We start from the raw sequence: 21,162 nt of genomic DNA, 5'->3' as shown, positions 1-21,162 counted from the left end.
ACCTCGCAGGTGTGCGCCCGCGCCGGGGGTGCGGGCGGTCGAGGCCGGGGCTCGCGTGATGGTCACCGGTCGGTCGAGTGCGCCGACGCGTGCTGAGGCCGGAGATCGGCGCGCGGCGGTGACCCACCGCAGCCCTCCGTGAGGTCGTCGGCGTCGGCAGTGGGTGTTGTCCGCTTCTCAGTTCACGAGGAGCTAAGGGGAACTCAGGGAGAGCTCACGGGGCCAGGACGACGTCGGGGCTGCCGGTCGTCCAGTGGATGCGCAGGGTCCGGCGGGCGATGCGCCAGCCGTTGGACGTGCGCACGAGATCGTCTTCGTAGGTGCCGCCCGTGTGGTAGTAGCCGCTGCCCTTGTGGTGGTGGGCCACGATCTGCGTGGACGCGTGTGCTCCTGTGTCCGTGAACTCGACGCTTTGGGCGCCCAGCAGGTGCTGCGTCGCGTCGAGGCCGCCGAACAGCCGGCGGGCACCCTCGGCGACAGCGCTGCCGCCGGTTGTCACGCCGCTGAACTTCTCACCTTCCGGCAGGTGGGCGTCGAAGACGTTCTGTACGTCGGCGCCCTCGGTGAAGACGGAGGCGACGCGGGTGAAGTCTCGGCGGTCCAAGCCGAAGGCGTAGGCCGTGAGCAGGGCGAGGATCTCGCTGCGGTCCTGGTGGAGGTCGGGTGTGGCGGAGGCGCTCATGGGATTCCGATCGTGAGGGGCGAAGCCGGGAAGGGCAGGCGCTCCCACCCGAGATGCGACGAGGTCTGTCCCGTTCCAGATGGTCGGTTGCGCATGCGGGTCGTCGGTCGCGCATGCGGGTGGTCGGCGGGACCGGTCGGCGACTGTGCCGGCATCGCCGCCCGCGCTCGGACCTGCCGGCGCGGGCCTCGCTTCGCGCGGGGAAGGACGCCGTCGCCCGTTCAGGGGCGTGCGCCGGGGCGCGGATGCCCGGCCCGGTGCGGCTGCCGTGGCAGCTGGAGTGTGCCCGGCCCGGACGCCCGCGGTGTCCGGGCGAGGGGTTCGTGCCACAGCGTCCGGCAGGTGTTTTCAGATGCCGGCGAGGACGGTGGGGTCGCCCTGGGTCCAGGCGTTGTCGACGGTGACCTGCCGGATGACCCACACGTCGCCCTGGCGGGCCAGGTCGACGTCGTAGCGGTTGGTCATCAGGACGTGGCGCGAGTGGTCCTCCCTCGGCAGGTGCTGGCAGGCCACGATGCCCTCCAGGTGCGCCGTGTCACCGTCGAGGCTCACCCGCGGGTTGCTCACCGAGTGCGTGGTGTCCAGGTGGCTGAGCGAGCCCAGCAGGGCCGGAACGATGGTCTGCCTGCCCTTGATCGGGGGGTACTCGTGGCCGGCCTTCCTCGTGGCCGGGCCGAAGTCGGCCACCGCGTCGTCCGCGAAGGCGGAGGCGAGCAGGTCCGCGTCCCGCAGGTCCAGGCCCGCGGCGTAACGGTAGAGGGTCTCCACCACGGCGAGCTTGTCCTCGGTGGCCGTGGTGGAGGTGGTGCTGTCGGTCGTCAGCATGGTGCGTCCTTTGGAGGGGGATCGGGTTCGTCAACAACCGTAGACCACTAAACGACAGCTGTCGAATAGTGGTATCGTCGAGAGCGAACCAGCCGAAGGAGTGTCATGTCAGAAGTGGATTCCAGTGCTCGAACGGCGCCCGTCCGCGAGTACCGGGGACGGATACGCGCTCATGCCGCACGGACCGCCCGGCACCGCGCACGGGATTCGATGCCCGGCACCGGGCGGACGTCGGAACCCGCGCCGCCCGTCGCACCGCGCAGGCGGCCGTTCGCAGCCGAGGGGGTGAAGGCGGCAGGTCAGCCGCAAAGTAGTGTGCCTCCATGGTGAGTGAGCAGTCCCCGGCCGCTGAAGCGGATCCGCGTTTCACCCGTTCACGACAGGCGATCGCGGACGCGCTGACCGAGCACATGCAGCGGACGCAGACATGTCCTTCGGTCTCGGCACTGGCGGAAGCCGCGGGCATCCACCGCGCCACCTTCTACAACCACTTCGACTCGGTGGAAGAGGCCGCGGTGTACGTGATCGCGGGCGACTTCCGGGCTCTTCACGACCTGAACATCAGCGACCGGCACAAGGGCGCGGATCCGGCGGCCGTGGCCGTGGCGACGCTCAACGCCATGCTCGACTCCCTGCGTCAGCGCAGGAGCCTGTTCCTGCTTGCGTCGACCTGGCGGTCGTCGAGCGGGCTGATGGGCATCGGCGACCTGCTCCTGGACCAGCTCTACGCCCTGCGGCGCGACCTCGGCGTCGACGAGAGGGAGTCCGGCCCCACCAACTCGGTCGAGGACGTCTACACGGCCTCCGGCGTGCACGGAGTCTTCTCGGCCGCGGTCGGGGGGAACACCGACTGCGACCCGGACGAGATCTCCGTCCGTCTGTACGCCCTCCTGCCCGAATGGATTCGCCGGCCTCCGGCTTCGCTGCCGAACTGATTCTGCCGCGCGGCAATACCGCCGGTCGACACCCGACCGTTCCCTACGGGCTTCTCGCGTCCCGACCATTCCCTACCGACCTCTCGCGTCCCGGCCCGTCCCGGGATTCGCCGTCCGGTCGGCACCTCTGCCTGCCCGTTCCGAAGCAGGCCCGTTCCGAAGCAGGCCCGCCTCGACCTGGGCGTCGACGGCCTCGGCGCGGCCCGGGCCCCTCTCGTCGATTCGGCGTGGGCGCCCGCCGTGTACCGGCCGGCACAACGACTTCCACGACCGCACCGTCCACCACTGCGACTTCGGCGATCCGGCCACCGTTTCGGGACCGAACGCCAGGAGGAGACCGCGACATGAGCATCGCCCTCGTACGAAACCCCGGCGACGGCCAGGACTTCCGCTACTACGACAACGTCATCGAGCAGGTGGCGACCAATGCCGAGGCGAGCGGCGCAGTCAGTGTCATGCGCCTGACAGTAAGACGCGAGGACGCGCCGCCGCTGCACACCCACAGCCGGGAGGACGAGAGCTGGGTGGTTCTGTCGGGCCGTGTCCGGTTCTGGGTCGGATCGACGGCGCTGGACGAGTGCGAGGTGCACGACGCCGAAGCAGGCGCCTACGTCTACGTGTCCCGGCTGGTCCCGCACACCTTCCAGACCGTCACACCGACCGCAGAGGTCCTCGTCATCAACAACCCCGGAGCCATCGAGGGCCTCTTCCACACGGTCGGACCCGCCGACGCCCGTGCCGACGCCGAGCACACCGACCTGGCGTCGGACTACGGAATCGTGAACCACGACAACCCGCCCTCCGCCTAGGGTCTGTCTTCAAACTCCCGTCTGCCGCATGACGCCTGGCACGCACTCTCGCCTCACCGGGCGCAGACCCGAGTACGTCCAGTACGAGGGTCTACGCCCGGCAAGCCGAGAGCACGCACCAGACGCCGCGCGGCCGCCCTCCGGGCGACGACGGGAGTTTGAAGACAGACCCTAGACCCGCCCGGCCCGGATTCCCGGCACCCACCGCCGAGCGCTCCGTCCGTACGACATCGCCGACCTGAGCCGCCCTGCCCCTCACGAAGGGGACGCGCGCGGCTCACCGCAGAAAGAGGACGTCGTGAGTCAGAACCTCAAGGACAAGGTCATCACCTACCTGCACGCGCTGGAGGAGCCCGACTGGGAGACCGCTCGTGCCCTGTGCGCCGACACCGCCACCGTCTGGCACAACGACGGCAAGGGCGATGAGACGCTGGAGGAGTACTTCGAAGCGCTGAAGACGCAGATCGGCTCCTACGAAACGGTCCGCTACGAGATCATCCGTCAGCTCTCCCAGCCGGGCGGGGTCCTCCAGCAACACGTGGTGCACGTGGCCTCGAAGGACGGCAGGCGCGGCGAGGTGCACGCCGCGGTCCACTTCGGCTTCGACGACGCGGAACTGATCGACCGCATCGAGGCGTACGCGAACTACCTCCCCGTCGACCAGGACAGGTGAGGTGGCGACCGCACCCGGTCGCCGCTTCCGCGGGATGTCGTCGCTTCCGCGGAAGGTCGTCGCTTCCGCGGAATGCGGGGCACGCAACACGGCTGCGAGGACTCACCCGCCCGGGGATCGGCTCCGGCCGCGACGCGGACCGATGTCAGAGAGTGATGCAGAAAGGGTGCCCCGCGGGATCGAGCAGGACGCGCCGCCGACCGGGCACCGGCTGCACGTCGGCTGCTACGGCTCCCAGAGCCACGAGCCGGGTCTGCGCCGCGTCCAGGTCGTCCACACCCAGCTCCAGATGGGCCTGCTTCGGTACGGAGGGGTCAGGCCAGGTGGGGCGCCGGTAGTCGTCCAGGCGGTAGAAACCCAACCCGGGAGAACCCTCCCGGTCCACCAGCGCGAAGCCGTCGGTGGAACGGGTGACGGGCAGGCCGAGTGCTGCACTGTAGAAGCGCGCCAGCTCGACGGGGTCGGAACAGTCGAAGGTGACGGCCAGGTAGCGGACGGCGGGAACGGGTTCGGGATCGGGATCGGGATCGGTCTGCAAAGCCATGGCGGACTCCTTCATGGGGATCACGTTCGTCGGGATCACGGCGTCCGGACCTCTCCGGTCGGGAACTCCGGGACCGGTGTGAACACCTCGAACATGGTGGTGCGCTCGAGCGCTACGGCGGAGTGGGGCACTCCGCCCGGAATTCCCAGTGCCTCCCCCGCGCCGAGGACGAACTCCTCCTTGTCGACGGTGTACTTCATCCGGCCGGACAGGATGACGTCGATCTGTTCCATCGGGTGGACTTCCTGTTCGTCCGGGTCCGCGGGGTTGGGGATCACCGTGCCCGCCGCGATCTCCACCTGCAGCACCTGGGCCTTGTCGACGGTCAGGGCCTTGATCATGATCCGGTTCCCGAAGTCGCCCAGCGGCGTCGGTTCCATCTCGTTCCAGATCCGGTGCTGTGGCCGGCCGACTTCGTGTACGGGGGTGTGTTCCGTGGTCATGAGAAGGACGCTACGGCGGGACCAGGACAGGTTCGGTCCTGGTCATGAGACAGGTTTCCGGGTGTGATCAGTACCTCCGCACGCCTGCTGCGCCTGGTCTCCCTGCTGTCCGCACGCCCTTTCTGGACCAACGCGGAACTGGCCGGGAAGATGGAGGTCACCGAGCGCACGGTCCGGCGCGACGTGGCCAGACTCCGTGAACTCGGCTACGCGGTCGATTCCGATCCCGGTCCCTGGGGCGGATACCGCCTGCGGGCCGGCACCCGCATCCCGCCACTGGTCCTCGACGACGACGAAGCCCTGGCCGTGACGGTCGGACTCCGCGAAGCCGCACTGGGAGGTGCGCTCGGCGACGACCACGCGGCGCTGTCGGCCCTGCTGAAACTGCGGCAGGTCCTGCCTCCGAAGGTCGCCGCACGGCTGGCCGAGACGGACACCGCCCTGGTCCATGCCCCGCGCACCGGCGCACCGCAGATCGATTCCGGCATGCTGCTCGCGCTGACCGACGCATGCCGCCGGGGTGAACGCGTCGACCTGACGTACCGCGACCGGGAAGGCCGGACCACGATCCGTGAGGTCGACCCCTATCGCCTGGTGCACACGGCGCGACACTGGTACTTCGTGGCCCGGGACGTCGCACGAGCGCAATGGCGCACCTTCCGGGCCGACCGCGTCCTGCGTGTCCACACGACACGACGCGCCGTCGAGATCCCTGATCCGCCCGATCCCGTACGCCTGGTCCGCGATGCCATCCCGGCGGGCACCTATCCCCTGTACACCACGGTTCGGGTGCCTCTTCCCATGGAACGGGCGGTGCGGCTCATCCCCGCCACGATGGGCGTGCACCGTCCGGACGGCCCCGGGGCCACGCTGGTCGAGATCGGCGGCCACACCGCTGACGACCTCGCCCGCTACCTTCTCAGCCGGGCCACGCCTCTGAAGGTCCTGGAGCCCGACACCGTACGGGACGCGTTCCGGCGCCGTGTGCGAGAACTGGTGCGGTCGATGTGACACCACTGCCGAGAACGGTGAGAACGGTGAGAACGACCGCGGCCGCCCCGGCCCATATGCGTCGTCCTTACGTGCCCATGCCGTCCAGGGTCCGCTGCAGGCCGTCGCCGATGCGGTCCATCGTGGCCTCGTACGCCTGCGGCATGTCGATGCCGAGCCGGTCGGCGAGCACGAAGACCCACCACAGGGATTCGGCCAGCTTGTGCCGCAGTTCGGCGTCCACGTCACCGTCGATGCCCCAGGTGCGTTCGGCCGCGAGCACCAGGCGTCCCACGTAGGCGGCGTCGTTGGTGAAGCCCAGGGCGAGTTCCGGCAGGGTCCAGGTCCTGCCCAGCACGCGCTGCTCGATCTGCTCGTACTGGGCCCGGACCTTCAGCGCCCTGTCGTCGGCCTGAGCCAGGCCGGGATTTTCGTCGTGCGTCGGTGTGGTGTTCATTCGGGTCTCTCCAGAAAGGTCTTCGATCGGGGCTCCCGTACCGCGGGTCACGGTGTGTCCGCGGCGGCCAGCTCGAACTCGGTCCGGTCCGACTCGACTCCGTTGACCTGTACGGAGATCGCGTGCGGACCCGCGTGGTAGCGGCGGGTGGTGATCGGCCGGAACGAGTGCTCGCGCGACACCTCGACGCGCTCGCCCGGGGCCAGGGTGCGGGTGGTGAGCTTGAAGGTCTTGCCGGTGCGGCCGCCGTTGGCCTTGCGGTGGTGCACGATGTAGTCGATCGCCAGCCGCGCCGGCGTGTCCCCGGCGTTGCGGATCGAGGCGGTGAACCGGACGCTCCCGCCGAACGGCACGATGTCGCGGTCCAGGTGGGGCCCCTCGACGTCCAGGACCGCGGGGGCGAAGCCGAGCAGTTCCAGCGCCCCGGGATGCCCCCGCTTGACGAGCGTGCGCAGTGCGTGGCGCACCAGGCGCTGCGTGGTGGCGTCGGGGTGCTCCAGCCAGCGGCGTGCCGTGGTGACGACGAGTTCGGGGTGGTCGCGGCTGAGGTCGTTGAGGTGGTTGGCGACCGAGCGGCGTACGTATTCGCTCTCGTCCCGGTACAGGGCGTCCAGGACGGGCACGGTCACGCCGGGACGGGCCAGGATCTGCGGCACCCGTACCGACCAGGGCAGGTAGGGGCGGGTGCCTTCGCAGGCGAGTCTGCGGACGTCGGCGTCCGCCGACCCGGTCCAGTCGCCGACGACGGTGGTGAGCGCCCGGTCGAGGTCGTGGCGCAGCAGCGTCCTGATCGCGAACTCCGAGGACAGGCGCCCGGTGAGGCTCGCGAGCAGCGCCATCGCGTCGTCGAAGGAAGCGGGATCGCCCTGCTGGACGGCTCGGGTGGCGACCGCGTCGGTGACCGGCCAGATCAGCCATCCGGTGAAGTCCGGCGCCTGGTCGCGGGCGGTGCGTACGGTCCTGGCGAGGGCGGCGTAGTCGCCCGGTAGGTCCGTCAGTAGCGCGTCGCGCAGCAGGTCGGCGCGCCCGCGCAAGGGCAGCGGGTCGATCTGCCGGGCTGCTGCGCGCAGTGCCGTGAGGTCCGCGTCCGGAGTGGCGGCCTGGATGGCGCGTGTGAGGTTCTGCGCGGTATGGCGGCTGATGAGTTCGTCGGCGAACGGCATGGCGGTCATTCTTCCGTCACGTGAGGTGGTGCAGTGCGGTGGTGAGCTGCCAGTCCACGCTGTCGTGGTCGATCGTGGCGTGGACGGGGGAGCCCGCCATCTCGCCGGTGATGCCGGCGGCGCCCGCGCGGGCGTGCGTCAGGCTGTCGTAGGCCACGATGTCGATGACACGTCCGTCGTCGGTGGCGGCGATGCACCGCCACAGGAAGCCGGGCTGCCGCTTCAGGTAGGCGTCGATGTCGGCGTTCGCCTTCACGAAGTCCCCGGCGGTGTGGCCCGGAGCCGGGCGCAGGGTGGTGATTTCGAGCGTTTGCGTCATGGTGTGTTCCGTTCGGGTCGTCTGGTGGTGCCGGCGGGGGTCAGCGGACGAAGGCCTTGGCGGCCAGGCCGTTGATCGTGGTGTCGCCCTGCTGGAAGCCGACCATGGACTCGATCATGTTGTGCGGGTAGTCCAGGGTGGGCGCGGTGAGGGCGTTCAGTTCGTCGGTCTGCTCGTCGGTGAGCGTGATGTCGAGCGAGGCGAGGTTGGCGGCCAACTGCTCCCGCGTACGGGCACCGACGAGGGTGGACGTCACCTCGGACCGCTGGCGGACCCAGGCCAGCGCCACCGCGGCCACGGTCGTACCGAGGCCGTCGGCGATCGCCTGCAGGGCGTCGAGGAGGACGAAGGTGGATTCGTTCAGGTAGGCGGCGGCGTAGGCGGTACGGCCGGAACCGGCCACCTCGCTGGTGGCACGGGAGTACTTGCCGGACAGGACCCCGCTGGCCAGCGGGGACCACGGCGTGATGCCGAGCCCGAAGCGGCGGGCGGCCCCGAAAATCTCGCCCTCGACGCTGCGGGCCAGCAGCGAGTACTCGACCTGGAGCGCGGCGACGGGCTCCCAGTCCCGCAGCCGGGCGGTCGTGGCGGCCTCGGCGACCCACCAGGCCGGCACGTTGGACAGGCCGATGGCGTTGATCTTCCCCGCGCGCACCAGGTCGGTGAGGGTGGACAGGGTCTCCTCGACGGGGGTGTGCCGGTCCCACTGGTGCAGCCAGTACAGGTCGATGTGGTCGGTGTTCAGCCGCCGCAGGGACGCGTCGAGCTGGGCACGGATCGCCTTGCGGCCGGCCCCGCCGGAGTTGGGGTCGTCGGCGGCCATGCTGCCGCCGAACTTCGTGGCGAGGACGACACGGTCGCGGCGGCCGGGGCGCTGGGCGAAGTAGCGGCCCAGGGTCTCCTCCGAGGCGCCGCCGTTGTACATGTTCGCGGTGTCCACGAAGTTGCCGCCCGCGTCGAGGTAGTGGTCCAGCAGCCCGAACGAGGTCTCGGGGCCGGAGCCCCAGCTGCCGTCGTCGAAGTTCATCGCGCCGAAGGCGAGGGGGCTCACGCGCAGTCCGGAGCGGCCGAGGGTGCGGTACGAGGTGAGAGACATGACGTTCCTTCTTGAAAGGTGAGGGGCCGAAGAGGCGGTGGGGTGTGGACACCACACTGGTCGACGGGGCGTGGAAGAGGGAGGCTGTGTGAGGGTGGGTGCCGCACACCCAGGCAAACGGCCGGCGGTCCGCGGCTTGCGGTCTGCGGTCTGCGGTCTGCGGTCTGCGGTCTGCGGTCTGCGGGGATCAGACCTCTGTCTCGGGGCGGTCGGGGTGCGCCCAGTGGGTGTGGAAGGTGCCCTGCCGGTCGGTGCGCCGGTAGGTGTGGGCGCCGAAGTAGTCCCGCTGGCCCTGGAGCAGTGCGGCGGGCAGTCGATCGGCTCGCAGGGTGTCGTAGTACGACAGCGCCGCGGCGAAGGCCGGGGTCGGGACGCCGCGGCGGACGGAGGCGGCGACGACCTCGCGCCAGGGGACCTGGGCCGCGGTGATCTCCTTCGCGAATCCGGGCTCGGCGAGCAGGCTGACGAGCTGGGGGCCGGCCGCGTACGCCGTGCGGATCCGGTCGAGGAAGGCGGCACGGATGATGCAGCCACCCCGCCAGATGCCGGCCACCGCTGCGAGATCGATGTCCCAGCCGTACGCGAGTTCGGCGTCCTGGATCATCTTGAGGCCCTGGTCGTAGGCGATGACCTTGGACGCGTACAGCGCCTGCTCGACCTGCGACGTGAAGCGTTCGGCCTCGGAACGGCTCATCGGTATCCGCACGCCGCCGGGCAGCGGACGATAGACGGCGCGCAGGGCGGCCTGTCCGGAAGCCGCTCGTGCGAAGGTCGCCTGAGCGACGGCCGTGACGGGGGACGCCAGGTCGAGGGCGGTCTGTACGGTCCAGCGGCCGGTGCCCTTCTGCCCGGCGGCATCGGCGACCACGTCCACGAAGGGCTTCCCGGTGCCGGGATCCGTGTGGGAGAGCACCTCGGCGGTGATCTCGACCAGGTAGGACTCAAGACGTCCCTTGTTCCAGGTACGGAAGATTTCGCCGATCTCGGCGGGGCCGTACCCGGCGACCTGTCGCAGCAGGTCGTAGGCCTCGGCGATGAGCTGCATGTCGGCGTACTCGATGCCGTTGTGGACCATCTTCACGAAGTGGCCGGCGCCGTCGGACCCGATGTGCGTGCTGCAGGCTTGTCCGTCGACCTGGGCACTGATGGTCTCGAACATGGGGCCGAGGACGGCGTAGGACTCCTTCGAACCGCCCACCATGACGGAGGGCCCCTCCAGCGCGCCCTCCTCACCGCCGGAAACGCCCGCTCCGACGAAGTGGACACCGCGGGCACACAGCTGCGCCTCACGGCGCCGGGTGTCGGTGAAGTGGGCGTTCCCGCCGTCGATGATCATGTCGCCGTCGTCCAGCAGCGGGGCGAACTCGTCGATGACCGCGTCCGTGGCCGCCCCCGCCTGCACCATGATCATGAGTCGGCGGGGACGTTGCAGTGCGGCGACGAACTCCTGGGCGGTCCCGGCCGGCACGAAGGTGCCCTTGTGACCGAATTCCTCCATGAGGGACCGGGTACGCGACGGGGTCCGGTTGTGGACGGCGACCGTGTACCCGTGGCGGGCGAAGTTGCGGGCCAGGTTACGGCCCATCACCGCGAGTCCGGTGACTCCGATGTGCGCGGATGCGTTCATGGTGATCTCTTTCTCTCTCGCCCGTGAGGCGGGAGCGGGAATCGGGAAGGGCGTCCGAAGCCGTCATGGCGGCGGCCCGCCCATGGCCACCAGGTAGGTGAAGGCCTGGGCACTGCGGCTGCCGGGAACGGGAGCTGCGAGCAGCAGGCGTTGTCCGGGGACGGCCGCCGTGCCCAGGACGCGGTACGTGAGCGTGATGCGTCCGGCCACGGGGTGGACGACGTTCCTGTACGCGCGGTCCAGGCCGACCGCTGTCCTGGCCCGACATGACCTGTCCGGCCGAGCCCCGTCCTGCCATGGCCCGTCCTGCCGAACCCCGTCCTGCCAGGCCTTGGTGAAGTCGGCCGACCCTGCGGACAGGTCGGTGACGAGGTCTGCGATCTCGGTGTCACCCGGCAGCCGGACGGCGTTACGGCGCAGCGTGCGCAGGGAGGCGGTGACGGCCGACGGCCACTCGGCGAAGTAATTCCTGGCCTGGGGATGCGTGAAGAGGATGCGGATCAGGTTCTGACTGCCGTCGGCGAAGCCGATGTTGGCGACACCGCCGGTACCGGCGAAGGGGGACAGCAGCGCTTGCGCGTGTGCGTTGGCCACCAGGATGTCGAAGGAAGGGCTCAGCACATAGGCCACTGCTCGGTCGGACGCCTCCAGCAGGCGTAGAAGTTCGGGATGCACCTGCTCACGGGCACTGTCGGGGCGCAGGTTCGGGTTGAGTCCGGCGAGGCGGAACAGGTGGTTTCGCGCGTCCCCGTCCAGGTGGAGACCGCGGCTCAGGGCTTCGGTGATCCGGGCCGAGGGCCTTCGCTCCCGTCCTTGCTCCAGCCGTGCGTAGTAGTCGACGCTGATGCCCGTCAGGACGGACACCTCCTCCCGGCGCAGTCCTTCGACCCGGCGCCTGCGACCGCCGGCTCGCAGGCCCACGTCCGTGGGAGTCAGGTGGGACCGGCAGGTTCGCAGGAACTCGCCGAGCGCGTTGTCCCGGCTGTCCTCGCCGCGTGTGCCGGTCCGGACGGAACCCGCTCCGTCGTCGGCCCTCAGGAGCCGGGCTGCTCTTTGAGGTGGTAGCGGGTGTCGCCGGTGAAGTCGATGGTGATCTCCCGGCGCGCGAAGGACCACGCGCCCGCACGCCGCTCGAAGCGGTCGCGGTAGCGCCCGCCCGCCACCATCTGCAGCGGCAGCAGACCGGGCACGGCCTGGAGGATGTTGTAGTACGACCGCGCCTCGGCGCTGTCGTCGTCCTCGTTCACCTCGATGAGGATGTTCGTCGTGATGTGCCGGGTGCGCAGGGTCCCGTCGTCGTGGACGACGAGCATCGAGCCGATCAGCTCTTCGATGGCCTTCCCGCCGCGCAGGCTCACCTCGCCCGACACGAAGTCCGCGTTCTCGAAGAGCGCGCCGAACCGCGCGAAGTCGCCCTCGTCGACGAGGTGGGAGTAACGGGCGATGAGGTTCTCGATCTGCCGGGCGCTCGACATGGAGGACGTGGGATTTGAGAGGGAGGACGTGGGAGAGGACATGGCAACGGCCTTTCGGCTGGGGTTCTCGGTGTGGGTGCCGCTCGCCCTGTCCGGGCGAACACCGTCAGTCTGGTCCCGCGCCGAGCGGCGAAGAAGGACGTGTCTACCTGGGTGCCGCACTCCTACCTTCCGCTCCTCTCTCTGCTGTTCCCTGCTGCAGGCCGGCCGTCCAGCACGACGTTCCCTACAGGTCCTTGATGTGCGAGTCGCCGACGGCGAGGGCCAGTTCGGGCCCGTAGGCGGAGGAAGGCGACTGGAAGCCCGGCGTGAAGGAGCCGGCCAGGACGCGGCGGGCGATCTCCACGGACGAGAGCTGCGTGAAGCGGTAGCCGGTCGGGGTGTCGATCAGGGCCCGGGCGACGCTGCCGTCCCGGCCGGTGACCTCGGCGACGACCTTGCTGCGGCCCACCTCCCGCTCCTGGGCGGTCGGCCCGTCGGGCAGCGCCGACAGGTCCAGGTCGATCGGCAGCGGCTGTCCGAGCTGCACGTACACCTCGATCGAGGGGACACCCGTGGCGTAGTGACTGGTGATCAGGTCACCCATGGACGCGGACACGCACTCCTCCATGCCGTCGTCGCCGAAGTCGAACGAAGCTGTCTTCGGCTCCGCCAGCGTGACGATGTCCCCGTCGGCGCGGACCAGCACGCCCAGGTCGCCGATGCCCTCGGTCGCGCTGACGATGGACCCGCGGGAGAACAGGTTCAGGCCTTCCGCCTCCTCGGGAGTGGCGCTGAGAAGCTTGAGCGCGAGGCGCAGGCTGACGGGATCGGCCACGCGCGCGGCGGCGTGGGCGGCCACGCAGTCGCTGGGTACGACGTCCCAGCCGGCCCCGGACATGACCATCACCCCGGCCGCCACGGCCTCGGTGTGCCGGGAGCGCGCCGTGGCGAAGACGTCGTACTCGGCGGTGGTGTCGAGGTAGTGCACTCCCTGGTCGATGCAGGCGTCCATCAGCGGGCGCGCGGTGTGGCGGAAGGGGCCGGCGACGTTCAGGACCACGGTGATGTCCTCGAGCGCTTCGCGCAGGAGCGCCGGGTCGTCGACCGGGAAGGCGCGGCTCTCCACACCGAGTTCCTCACCGAGTGCCGTGACACGCTCCTGGTTACGGCCGGCCACGACGACGTCGAGGCCGGAGTCCTTGGCGTGCTCCGCGACGAGACGTCCGGTGTAACCGGTGGCTCCGTAGACCAGCAGGCGGGGGGTGGCGGACATGATGTGCTCCCGTTCGAAGGTGCCAGGTGACAGGCGCCAGGTGCCGACTGGAAAGCGACAACTGGAAGGTGGCAACCGAGGGACAAGCCCCCGTTCGGGGCGGTACCGCATCCCGGCGGCGTGTGCCTCGCATTCAGGCTAGGAGCAGATCCGGACACCTACGGTCCTGGTCTCTCGCCGGTTTCGCGGACCTGGTCTTTCGCCGGTCGGCGGTTCTGGTCCCGGCGGTTCTGCGGTCCTGGTCCCGGTCTCGGCGGTTCGCGGTTCGCGGTTCCGGTCCCGGTCTCGGCGGTTCGCGGTCCCGGCATCGGTGGCACCTCTTCGCCGGTCGGTGCCCGGTACTCCGGATAGGTTCGTTCCGTGATCGCTACCTCTGCCCGGCTGCTGCGGCTGGTGTCCCTGCTCTCAAGCCGGCCGACCTGGTCCAACGCGGAGCTGGCACGACAGCTCGACGTCACCGAGCGCACGGTGCGCCGGGACATCGACCGGCTGCGCGAGCTCGGCTACGGCGTGGAGTCCGTACCGGGACCGGGCGGCGGCTACCGGTTCGGCGCGGGCAACCGCATGCCGCCGCTGAACCTGGACGACGACGAGGTGTTCGCCGTGGCCGTGGCGCTCAGGGAAGCGGCTCACGGCGCGGCGCTCGGCGCCGACCCGGCGGCGCTGTCGGCCCTGCTGAAGCTGCGGCAGATCCTGCCCACCCGGATGGCCGGGCGCCTGGCCGGCCTGGACGACACCGTCGAACACACCGCGCGCTGCGAGACCCCGCGGGCGTCCGCGGACGTGCTGCTGATGCTCGCCTCCGTCTGCCGGGCCTCCGAGCGCACCACGCTCACCTACCGCGACATGCACGGCGCCACCACCGTCCGGTGCGTCGACCCCCACCGCCTCGTGTACACCGGCGTCCACTGGTACTTCGTGGCCCGCGACGTCGAACGCGCGGCGTGGCGGACGTTCCGCGCCGACCGCGTTGTCGAGGTCGAGTCCACCGGCCGGGTCGTCGACCTGTCCGACGCCCCGGACGCGGCGCAGATGGTCTCCGACACCGTCACCCGTACCGGGTACCCCTTCTTCGCCCGGGTCCGGCTTCCGCTGTCCTACGACGACGCGCGACGGCTGGTGGCCCCCATCGTCGCCACCCACGAACCCGACGGGCCAGGCCGGACCGTCATCAGCATCGGCGGCTCCGACCCCGACCAGCTCGCCGGCTACCTCCTCGGTCTGCGCACACCGCTGGAGGTCCTGTCGCCCGACTCCGTCCGCGAGGCGCTGCTCGCCCGCCTCGACGCGCTCTACCGCGGCAACAACGAGAGCCCGGCGGGAACCGACGGGCAGCGTTGACGGTCAGTACCGACGGGCAGCATTGACGGTCAGAAGGGCATCGCAGGTGACGCGGTCCCCGTGGACCGAAAGCTGAAGCGGGACCGGGGCCGGGGCCGGGAGGGGGCCGGGCGGGGGGCCGGGAGCGGAGTTCCGGCGCTCCTTCGACACTCGCACCGCCGCGGCGAAGGAGCGCCGAAGGGCCCTCATCCGGTGCTCGCGCCTCGCTCGGCCGGCGCGAGGAGGGACGCGATCGCCGCGGCGCTGACGCTGCCGGGCTCGGGAACGCCGACCAGGAGCTGCTGCCCGGGAGCGTCATGGACGTCGAAGGTCTGGTACGTCAGCTCGACACGTCCCAGCCCGGGCAGCACGAACACCTTGAACGCGCGGGACATGTTCTCCACCTCGTTCTCCTGCCACAGGCGCCGGAACTCCGGTGCCACCTGCGACATCTCGGACACGAGGTCGTGGATGCCGGCGTCGTCGGGGAACCGGCCCGCGTGCAGCCGCAGCGCGTGCACCGTGGCGCGCGCCACCACGGGCCACTCGACGAAGACCTCGCGCGCACGGGGGTGTCCGAACAGCACGCGGACCATGTTCGGGGTGCCCTCGAAGGGCGCGAGGAGCGCGGAGGCGACGGCGTTCTTCGCGAGTACGTCGAAGGCGGGGCTCAGCACGTAGGCGGCGGCCGCGGGGAAGGCGTCCAGCAGTTGCAGCAGGGAGGGATGGACCAGGTCGCGGCCCGCGGCCGGAGTGAGCGCGGGATGCAGGCCCGCCAGCCGGAAAAGGTGGGTCCGTGCGTCCGGCGTCAGCCGCATCGCCCGCCCCACCGCGTCGACGACCTGAGGTGAGGGATGGCGCTCACGCCCCTGCTCCAGGCGGGCGTAGTAGTCGGCGCTCACGCCTGCGAGGACAGCGACCTCCTCGCGGCGCAGACCCTTGACCCGACGGCTGCCGCCGCCGGCCGGCAGGCCCACGTCCGCCGGTTCGGTGCGGGCGCGGTTCGCGCGCAGGAAGGCGCCCAGTTCGTTCTGTGGCTGCTGCATTTTCCGACCTGGTGACTGAGGTGAACGGGCAGGTGTGCCGGGACCGGCGGTGCTATAGGACCGGCGGTGCGACGGGGCTCCGGCTATTCGGTTCCTCGCCCGACTGCCAGGACGGCGGAAACCGTCCGCATCAGATGTTCACGCACCATGGCCGGGTCGTCCAGGTCTCCCCCTGCCATCGCCCCGTCCCGCAGGAGCACCAGCACAGAGGTGGTGTGTTCGCCGTCGGTGCAGCCCGCGGCGGTCACCAGGTTCAGGACGGTCTGCCGGAACCAGGTCCGGTGGGCCTGGACGGCCCGCCGCACGGGATGGTCGGGGTCGTGGTACTCGGCGGCGGCGTTGATGAACGGGCAGCCGCGGAAACCGGGTCCGCAGATCTCCGCCCCGATACCCGCCATCATCATGATCAGCAGAGCCTCCGGGTCGGCGCTCGCGCGGAACGCCTCCGTCACCACGGACCTGATCTGCTGGTCGCGCTGCTCGACATGGGCGAGCACGAGGTCTTCCTTGCTGGGGAAGTAGCGGTAGAAAGTGGCTCTCGTGACCTGGGCCTCCGTAATGATGCGGTCCACGGCGACGTGGCGGATGCCGTCGGCGTAGAAGATGCGGGAGGCCGTCTCCAGGAGCCGGGCTCGGGCCGGAGACGCGGTTACGGAAGCTTGAGGCAGGGTCACGCCCTCACCATACCGGAATGACCGTTCTTCCTACGTAGAAGCGGAAAGCCTCCCCCCGCAACCTCACCGCCAGGCCCTTCAGCGGACATCTTCTTGAGTTCTGCGGCTTCTAGCGACTCGTTCGTCACATTGACCCTTGCGAAAACACGCGCTACGGTCACCACTAGACAGAACATTCTGTCTACTAGTGAGACTCTCTGAGTCTCCTCTTGCCATTACAGAGAAGGCACACCATGTCCCGACGTGACATCCAGCCCGTACGCCGTACGCGCCGCGCGGTTCTCACGGTCGTCGGCGCGGCCGCCCTGGCCGCCGCCGCTGTCCCGGCCGTCGCCGGCAGCGCTTCCGGCGACGGGAGGACCGCCGCGGCCGTCACCACGGCCTCGCACTCCTTCCCGAAGCCGACCGTCCTGCTCGTGCACGGCGCCTGGGCCGACTCCTCCAGCTGGAGCCCGGTGATCGAGCAGCTGCAGGCTCAGGGCTATCCCGTACAGGCACTCGCCAATCCCCTGCGCGGGCTCTCCTCGGACGCGGCCTACGTCAAGAGCAGGATCGAGAGCATCGGGGGCCCCGTCATCCTGGTCGGACACTCCTACGGCGGCGCCGTCATCAGCGAGGCGGCCGTTCAAGAGCCCAACGTGAAGGCACTCGTCTACGTGGCGGCCTTCGCGCCGGACAAGGGTGAGACGATCGGCGCGCTCGCCGCCAAGAACCCGGGCTCCCACGCCACCCCGGACGCGCTGAACCCCGTCCCCTTCGAGACGGGCAACGGCGCGAGCGGCGTGGACCTCTACATCAAGCCCGACAAGTACCGTGACGTCTTCGCCGCTTCCCTGTCGGCGCGCAAGGCCAACAGCCTCGCCGCCGTCCAGCGACCGGTCAGCGCCGTGGCACTGGAAGAGACCGCGACAGCTGCCGCCTGGCGGGACATTCCCTCCTGGTACCTGGTCACGCGCCAGGACCACGCCCTGCCCCCGGCCACCCAGCGCTTCATGGCCCAGCGCGCGCACGCGCACACCAGCGAGGTCAACGCTCCCCACGCCGTGATGCTCACCCGCCCGGACACCGTGACCGGCCTCATCCGGCACGCGGCGACAGCCACCCGATGAACGGCATGACATCGAGAACAGCACAGACAACACACCCGGCACACGAGGAGACGCAATGGCGGGCTCGATAGAAATAGGAAGTACGGCACCGGAATTCGTTCTGCACGGGAGCGTGCTGCGGGACGGTGAGTTCACCCGTGGGACCTACCTGCTCGATGCCGCACGTGAGCACCCCCTGGTCCTCGCCTTCTATCCGCAGGACAACTCAAGTGTCTGCACCAAGCAGTTGTGCTCCTACTCGAGCGGGCTCGAACAGTTCACGAAGCTGGGCGCCGAGGTCTGGGCCATCAGTCCTCAGGACGTCGAAAGCCACGAGGAGTTCGCTCGTACGAACGACCTCCGTATGCCCCTGCTCAGCGACCCCGACCGCACCGTGGCGAAACTCTTCGGCGTCGCGGCTCCGGGTGTCGGCCTGCGACGCTCGGTGTTCCTGATCGCTCCCGGGGGACGGATCGCGTGGAAGCACGTGGCGCTCGTCGGCCTCACTTGGCAGCCTCTGGAGAAACTCACCGCCGAACTCGCGCTGCTCTGAAAGCTCGGCAACACGCCGACGCGCCCCCTGCCGCAAAGTTGCCGTACCCATCGCGGCAGGGGCACCGCCCTTGCGAGCCGATTCCTGAACGACCCTTCGTTGCGAATCCGAATTCTCCTCAGCGTCGCGTTCAAGTTTCGGACAACCCACTTCCCGAAAACATGAGATCAAGCGCCGGTGACCACACCCGGCTCATCCGTGGTCCAGGACGTGCGCAGTACGCGGCGATCGATGCGCCACCCACTGCGGGTCCGAACGAAAAAGTCCCGGAATACGCCGCTGACGTGGTGAACGACCACACCACGATGATGGTGACCGGTGGATGCCCTGCGCTCGCGTACACACTCCTCCGAGCGCGGCGCGCCCGGTCCTGCAGCCCCAGCAGAGCAAGAAGCCCGGTCCACGCGCGTCACGGAAGCTCTACCGCCAACAGACGAACGAAGGCGGTCTACCGCGGCAGACACCGCGAGGCACCGTCCGACTTCCCCCACAAGCGGACACAGGTAGCGGAACGCTCTGACATCCCTCGGACCCACCTCCTCGTTGCCCGTCCCCATTCGCCACAAAGCATAGAAACACCAGGTCAGAGGCACCGCGCTGCCACGTCTCGTTCCTCTGCCTCCATACACAGGATCCTCGTCGGCACGCATCCGCTAAGCTGTCCCAGGTCAGTCGTTGGTACGTCGCGTTGTCTGCCCAGGCGGCATCACGGAGAACGTCGCACCATGTCTGACCAGCGGGCTTGTACTCCTCGCCGAAGATCCGCAGGCCGGATTTCCGACAAGGTCTTCTACAAGCCCCCGCCTTCGTAGCTCAGGGGATAGAGCACCGCTCTCCTAAAGCGGGTGTCGCAGGTTCGAATCCTGCCGGGGGCACCATGCATTACCGCTCTGACCTGGGGCTATCCCCTCCCAGGGAGGGCCCCTACTCGGCCTCGGACTCCTCGTCCGGGGCCGTTTGCGTGAGCGGACGGAGACTTGATCTCCCAAATATCGCCTAATGGATCAGCATCATCCGGCACGCACTCCGGGCCGGCATCCTCCGCGTCGTCGGGCTCGGCCGCCACTTCGGGGCGGTGTTTTCGAGGTAGCGCGGGCGCGCGGGACGAGCCGGGCTCGCCAGGTCCGCTTCGGGGAGCAGGCTCGTGTACGTGTCGGCCGTGACAGTGATCGAGGAGTGGCCGAGCATCTCCTGGATGTCCGTCAGATCGGCCCCGGCCGCATGGGCAAGAGTCGCGGCACCGTGGCGGAGGTCGTGGAGCCGAACCGGCGGGAGACCGATCTCCTCGTACCGCTCGATGAACCGCCGTATGACGTCGGCGAGGTGCAACATCTCGCCGTTTCCCTTGGTGAAGACGCGGCCGGTCTTCGCCCAGGCGCTCTCCCACTCCCTACGGCCCTTGTCCTGCTGGGCACGGTGGCGTCGCAAAGCCTGGGCCGTGTCGGAGTCAGCGCGATGGTGCGCGCCGGCGTCGGTCTTAGGGTCGTCCTCGTAAAGCTCCCAGCCGTTCACGACAAGTTGCTTGGCGACGGTGATGAGACCTGCGTCCAGGTTGGTGTCGGTTCACTTCTGCCCACACGCCTCGCCCCGTCGCAGTCCGCAGAACACGATCAGGTGGAACAACGCGTACAAGCGGTCCTCTTCGCCACCCCCGTCCGCGAAGACGGACGCCGCCCCCAGCTCCACGACAGCGGCCTCCGCGTCCGCGACGCCGAAGCCCGCGGCCACCAGCCTCATCAGCTCCTCAAGGAAGCCGCTGCCCAGCGCGAGCTGACCACCGCTCGCCAACCTGCCCGCGTCCTCATCACCCGCATCCAGCACACCGGCCGAAACCCGGCACCCAACCGCCGTGCCGAAGCCGCCCGCCGACGCTCGACTACCGCAGGCCCGGTCTCCACCCAGCAGACCCATTACGGTCAGTTCCCATCGGCAACTACGACACCTGTCGAACGGCAGCACCGACAACGTCGATAGACACCGTCAGAACCGCAGGGGTTGTGTTCCTCCGGGGTCGGAGGAACACGCGAGGCTGTCCCGGATCACGCGGTCGCTGGCACGCAGAGCTGTCGCCAGTTCTCCTCGCAGTTCGTCCGGAAGGATCCCTGCGCCGAGAGCGCAGGCGCGCACCAGCGCGCGACAGTCCTGCACTTGCCGGTCCGTGGCGATCTCGGTGAACAGAGGATGAGCCAAGTTCTCACGGGCCGCGTAGCCGTCTTCGGCGTCCGTCGTCCTGCGGTGGAGGTCCTCGACGATGCGGTGCGTGGCAAGCGCCTCGGCGGAACCGATCGCGTCGAGGACGGTGAGTCCGAGCCGGGTGTCGAAGACGGTCATCCCGGGTTCGGTCTTCCGTTCGGAGTAGGCCGTCACCAGGTCCGCCAGGTGGCCGTCGATCGGCTGTCCGGCGTCGCGGCGGCATAGAACGGCCAGGCATGCCGTGACGGCTTGCTCCCACGGATCGCCGGGCATCGTGTCGGCAAGGAGGAGAGCGGCCCACGCTGTGTCACCTGCGGCGAGGGCGGCGAGTACGGCGACCTGCCGTCCGTCGAGCATCCGCTTTCCGATGCCGTGGTGGGCTTCGATGTGTGCCAGCGCCTCGGTCCATCGCCCCTCGGAGGTGAGGGTGCGCGTGCCGTCGGCGAGGAGGACGCGCCACAGCCACGCGCGCACCTCTTGGCGGTCCTCGCCGGTCGCAGTGAGGTCCGCGGGTACGTTGACGCCCTCGAACCGGGCGGCTGTGCCCGCCTCGACGGCCTTGTACAGGTCGAGCAGTCGCTGACGCCCCTCATCTGCGCGGCCGTCGCGGATCTGGAGACGGGCCAGGTTGACGACGGGTTCCAATCCCCGGATCGCGATCATGCCGGGGAGGGGGCAGGCGTGGAGGTAGGCAGCGGCGTGCTGGTGGCACATCTCGCGGGCTTGATCGGGAAGGTCAAGATCGGAGGCGATGAGCGCGGCCTGGTTGTAGACGGCCGATGCGAGCCCTTGATCGCTCTTCTTCACAGCGGAGTCGGCGAGTTCGACGAGGCTGCGCACACGCTTGGGCAGCGGCAGGCAGGCGGGCCGGAATCGGGCGACGAGCGGGAAGCGCTGCGCTGTGGGGCCGTGCGGATCCATGAGTCCCCCCATGTATGGGTGAGGGCTGGTGGGGCGACGGTGCCCGCGTGCCGCGGGCACCGTCGCTACGCGTG

24 protein-coding genes, 1 tRNA gene and 1 pseudogene are annotated in these 21,162 nt (G+C 69.6%); 9 read left to right on the top strand and 17 right to left on the bottom strand.

Annotated features, from left to right (window positions below):
* Positions 1-214: 214 nt before the first annotated feature.
* Together ACH4DZ_RS27265 and ACH4DZ_RS27260 are read right to left on the bottom strand one after the other, a co-directional pair.
* The gene (locus ACH4DZ_RS27265) at positions 215-682 is read right to left on the bottom strand and encodes a nuclear transport factor 2 family protein (protein ID WP_398289950.1); all 468 of its coding nucleotides are present in this window, start codon (positions 680-682) and stop codon (positions 215-217) included.
* A gap of 348 nt (positions 683-1,030) precedes the next feature.
* The gene (locus ACH4DZ_RS27260; protein WP_398289949.1) at positions 1,031-1,507 is read right to left on the bottom strand and encodes a nuclear transport factor 2 family protein; all 477 of its coding nucleotides are present in this window, start codon (positions 1,505-1,507) and stop codon (positions 1,031-1,033) included.
* 323 nt (positions 1,508-1,830) lie between these two features.
* Here ACH4DZ_RS27260 and ACH4DZ_RS27255 point away from each other — a divergent pair, with 323 nt between their 5' ends.
* From ACH4DZ_RS27255 to ACH4DZ_RS27245, 3 genes are all read left to right on the top strand, one after another.
* Positions 1,831-2,442 carry a TetR/AcrR family transcriptional regulator gene (locus tag ACH4DZ_RS27255; RefSeq protein ID WP_398289948.1) on the top strand — a complete coding sequence of 204 codons (612 nt, stop codon included), beginning with the start codon at positions 1,831-1,833 and terminating at the stop codon, positions 2,440-2,442.
* A 344-nt stretch (positions 2,443-2,786) separates the two neighbouring features.
* The gene (locus ACH4DZ_RS27250; RefSeq protein WP_398289947.1) at positions 2,787-3,251 is read left to right on the top strand and encodes a cupin domain-containing protein; all 465 of its coding nucleotides are present in this window, start codon (positions 2,787-2,789) and stop codon (positions 3,249-3,251) included.
* 298 nt (positions 3,252-3,549) lie between these two features.
* Positions 3,550-3,924 (top strand): nuclear transport factor 2 family protein, encoded by a 375-nt coding sequence (locus ACH4DZ_RS27245; protein ID WP_398289946.1) that lies wholly within the window; start codon positions 3,550-3,552, stop codon positions 3,922-3,924.
* 145 nt (positions 3,925-4,069) lie between these two features.
* Here the strand turns inward: ACH4DZ_RS27245 and ACH4DZ_RS27240 are convergent, their stop codons facing one another.
* Together ACH4DZ_RS27240 and ACH4DZ_RS27235 are read right to left on the bottom strand one after the other, a co-directional pair.
* A complete protein-coding gene (locus ACH4DZ_RS27240; protein WP_398289945.1) occupies positions 4,070-4,468 on the bottom strand; it encodes a VOC family protein in 399 nt (132 codons plus the stop codon).
* 35 nt (positions 4,469-4,503) lie between these two features.
* Positions 4,504-4,911 (bottom strand): cupin domain-containing protein, encoded by a 408-nt coding sequence (locus ACH4DZ_RS27235; protein WP_398289944.1) that lies wholly within the window; start codon positions 4,909-4,911, stop codon positions 4,504-4,506.
* A 63-nt stretch (positions 4,912-4,974) separates the two neighbouring features.
* On the opposite strand from ACH4DZ_RS27235, the gene ACH4DZ_RS27230 reads away from it, so the two are divergent.
* A complete protein-coding gene (locus ACH4DZ_RS27230) occupies positions 4,975-5,922 on the top strand; it encodes a helix-turn-helix transcriptional regulator (RefSeq protein WP_398289943.1) in 948 nt (315 codons plus the stop codon).
* A gap of 67 nt (positions 5,923-5,989) precedes the next feature.
* On the opposite strand, the gene ACH4DZ_RS27225 is transcribed toward ACH4DZ_RS27230, so the two are convergent.
* The 8 genes from ACH4DZ_RS27225 to ACH4DZ_RS27190 form a co-directional block, all read right to left on the bottom strand.
* Positions 5,990-6,358 (bottom strand): hypothetical protein, encoded by a 369-nt coding sequence (locus tag ACH4DZ_RS27225; protein WP_398289942.1) that lies wholly within the window; start codon positions 6,356-6,358, stop codon positions 5,990-5,992.
* Between the two features lie 47 nt (positions 6,359-6,405).
* Entirely contained in the window at positions 6,406-7,521 is a 1,116-nt protein-coding gene (locus tag ACH4DZ_RS27220) for a DNA alkylation repair protein (protein WP_398289941.1), read from the bottom strand.
* A 16-nt stretch (positions 7,522-7,537) separates the two neighbouring features.
* On the bottom strand, positions 7,538-7,840 hold the full coding sequence (locus ACH4DZ_RS27215) for an antibiotic biosynthesis monooxygenase family protein (protein WP_398289940.1): 303 nt from the start codon (positions 7,838-7,840) through the stop codon (positions 7,538-7,540).
* Between the two features lie 40 nt (positions 7,841-7,880).
* Positions 7,881-8,936, bottom strand: coding sequence for an aldo/keto reductase (locus ACH4DZ_RS27210; protein WP_398289939.1), 1,056 nt, complete (start codon positions 8,934-8,936; stop codon positions 7,881-7,883).
* A gap of 187 nt (positions 8,937-9,123) precedes the next feature.
* The gene (gndA, locus tag ACH4DZ_RS27205; RefSeq protein ID WP_398289938.1) at positions 9,124-10,563 is read right to left on the bottom strand and encodes an NADP-dependent phosphogluconate dehydrogenase; all 1,440 of its coding nucleotides are present in this window, start codon (positions 10,561-10,563) and stop codon (positions 9,124-9,126) included.
* Between the two features lie 63 nt (positions 10,564-10,626).
* Positions 10,627-11,601: a helix-turn-helix transcriptional regulator gene (locus tag ACH4DZ_RS27200; RefSeq protein ID WP_398290020.1), complete on the bottom strand. Its 975-nt coding sequence runs from the start codon at positions 11,599-11,601 to the stop codon at positions 10,627-10,629.
* A complete protein-coding gene (locus tag ACH4DZ_RS27195; RefSeq protein WP_398289937.1) occupies positions 11,598-12,080 on the bottom strand; it encodes a nuclear transport factor 2 family protein in 483 nt (160 codons plus the stop codon). Before ACH4DZ_RS27195 ends, ACH4DZ_RS27200 begins: the two co-directional genes overlap by 4 nt.
* 184 nt (positions 12,081-12,264) lie before the next feature.
* Positions 12,265-13,293, bottom strand: a complete 1,029-nt coding sequence (locus tag ACH4DZ_RS27190; RefSeq protein ID WP_398289936.1) for a saccharopine dehydrogenase family protein — start codon at positions 13,291-13,293, stop codon at positions 12,265-12,267.
* A 360-nt stretch (positions 13,294-13,653) separates the two neighbouring features.
* Between ACH4DZ_RS27190 and ACH4DZ_RS27185 the strand changes: the two genes are divergently transcribed.
* Positions 13,654-14,634: a helix-turn-helix transcriptional regulator gene (locus ACH4DZ_RS27185; protein WP_398289935.1), complete on the top strand. Its 981-nt coding sequence runs from the start codon at positions 13,654-13,656 to the stop codon at positions 14,632-14,634.
* Positions 14,635-14,819: 185 nt separating this feature from the next.
* On the opposite strand, the gene ACH4DZ_RS27180 is transcribed toward ACH4DZ_RS27185, so the two are convergent.
* Complete coding sequence (locus ACH4DZ_RS27180) at positions 14,820-15,659, bottom strand: helix-turn-helix transcriptional regulator (RefSeq protein WP_398289934.1); 840 nt, start codon at positions 15,657-15,659, stop codon at positions 14,820-14,822.
* A gap of 83 nt (positions 15,660-15,742) precedes the next feature.
* A complete protein-coding gene (locus ACH4DZ_RS27175) occupies positions 15,743-16,333 on the bottom strand; it encodes a TetR/AcrR family transcriptional regulator (RefSeq protein ID WP_398289933.1) in 591 nt (196 codons plus the stop codon).
* 233 nt (positions 16,334-16,566) lie between these two features.
* Here ACH4DZ_RS27175 and ACH4DZ_RS27170 point away from each other — a divergent pair, with 233 nt between their 5' ends.
* The 3 genes from ACH4DZ_RS27170 to ACH4DZ_RS27160 all read left to right on the top strand — a co-directional run bounded on the left by ACH4DZ_RS27170 (position 16,567) and on the right by ACH4DZ_RS27160 (position 18,852).
* Positions 16,567-17,442, top strand: a complete 876-nt coding sequence (locus ACH4DZ_RS27170) for an alpha/beta fold hydrolase (protein ID WP_398289932.1) — start codon at positions 16,567-16,569, stop codon at positions 17,440-17,442.
* 55 nt (positions 17,443-17,497) lie between these two features.
* The gene (locus ACH4DZ_RS27165; protein WP_398289931.1) at positions 17,498-17,974 is read left to right on the top strand and encodes a peroxiredoxin; all 477 of its coding nucleotides are present in this window, start codon (positions 17,498-17,500) and stop codon (positions 17,972-17,974) included.
* Between the two features lie 802 nt (positions 17,975-18,776).
* A tRNA-Arg gene (locus tag ACH4DZ_RS27160) sits at positions 18,777-18,852 on the top strand.
* Positions 18,853-18,970: 118 nt separating this feature from the next.
* On the opposite strand, the gene ACH4DZ_RS27155 is transcribed toward ACH4DZ_RS27160, so the two are convergent.
* Entirely contained in the window at positions 18,971-19,486 is a 516-nt protein-coding gene (locus tag ACH4DZ_RS27155) for a tyrosine-type recombinase/integrase (RefSeq protein ID WP_398289930.1), read from the bottom strand.
* 51 nt (positions 19,487-19,537) lie between these two features.
* Complete coding sequence (locus ACH4DZ_RS27150; protein WP_398290025.1) at positions 19,538-19,762, bottom strand: hypothetical protein; 225 nt, start codon at positions 19,760-19,762, stop codon at positions 19,538-19,540.
* Between ACH4DZ_RS27150 and ACH4DZ_RS27145 the strand changes: the two are divergent.
* Positions 19,682-19,948 (top strand): annotated as a pseudogene (locus ACH4DZ_RS27145) (mobilization protein); the annotation flags it as partial. The gene ACH4DZ_RS27150 and the pseudogene ACH4DZ_RS27145 sit on opposite strands and share 81 nt — an antisense overlap.
* A 6-nt stretch (positions 19,949-19,954) precedes the next feature.
* Here the strand turns inward: ACH4DZ_RS27145 and ACH4DZ_RS27140 are convergent.
* Positions 19,955-21,088 (bottom strand): hypothetical protein, encoded by a 1,134-nt coding sequence (locus ACH4DZ_RS27140; protein WP_398289929.1) that lies wholly within the window; start codon positions 21,086-21,088, stop codon positions 19,955-19,957.
* Between the last annotated feature and the right edge of the window lie 74 nt (positions 21,089-21,162).

This window comes from Streptomyces sp. NPDC017991 (genome assembly GCF_044328075.1).
Taxonomy (GTDB): Bacteria; Actinomycetota; Actinomycetes; order Streptomycetales; family Streptomycetaceae; genus Streptomyces.
Note: the sequence above shows the minus strand (reverse complement) of the source record. Positions and strands in the feature narration are given on the sequence as shown.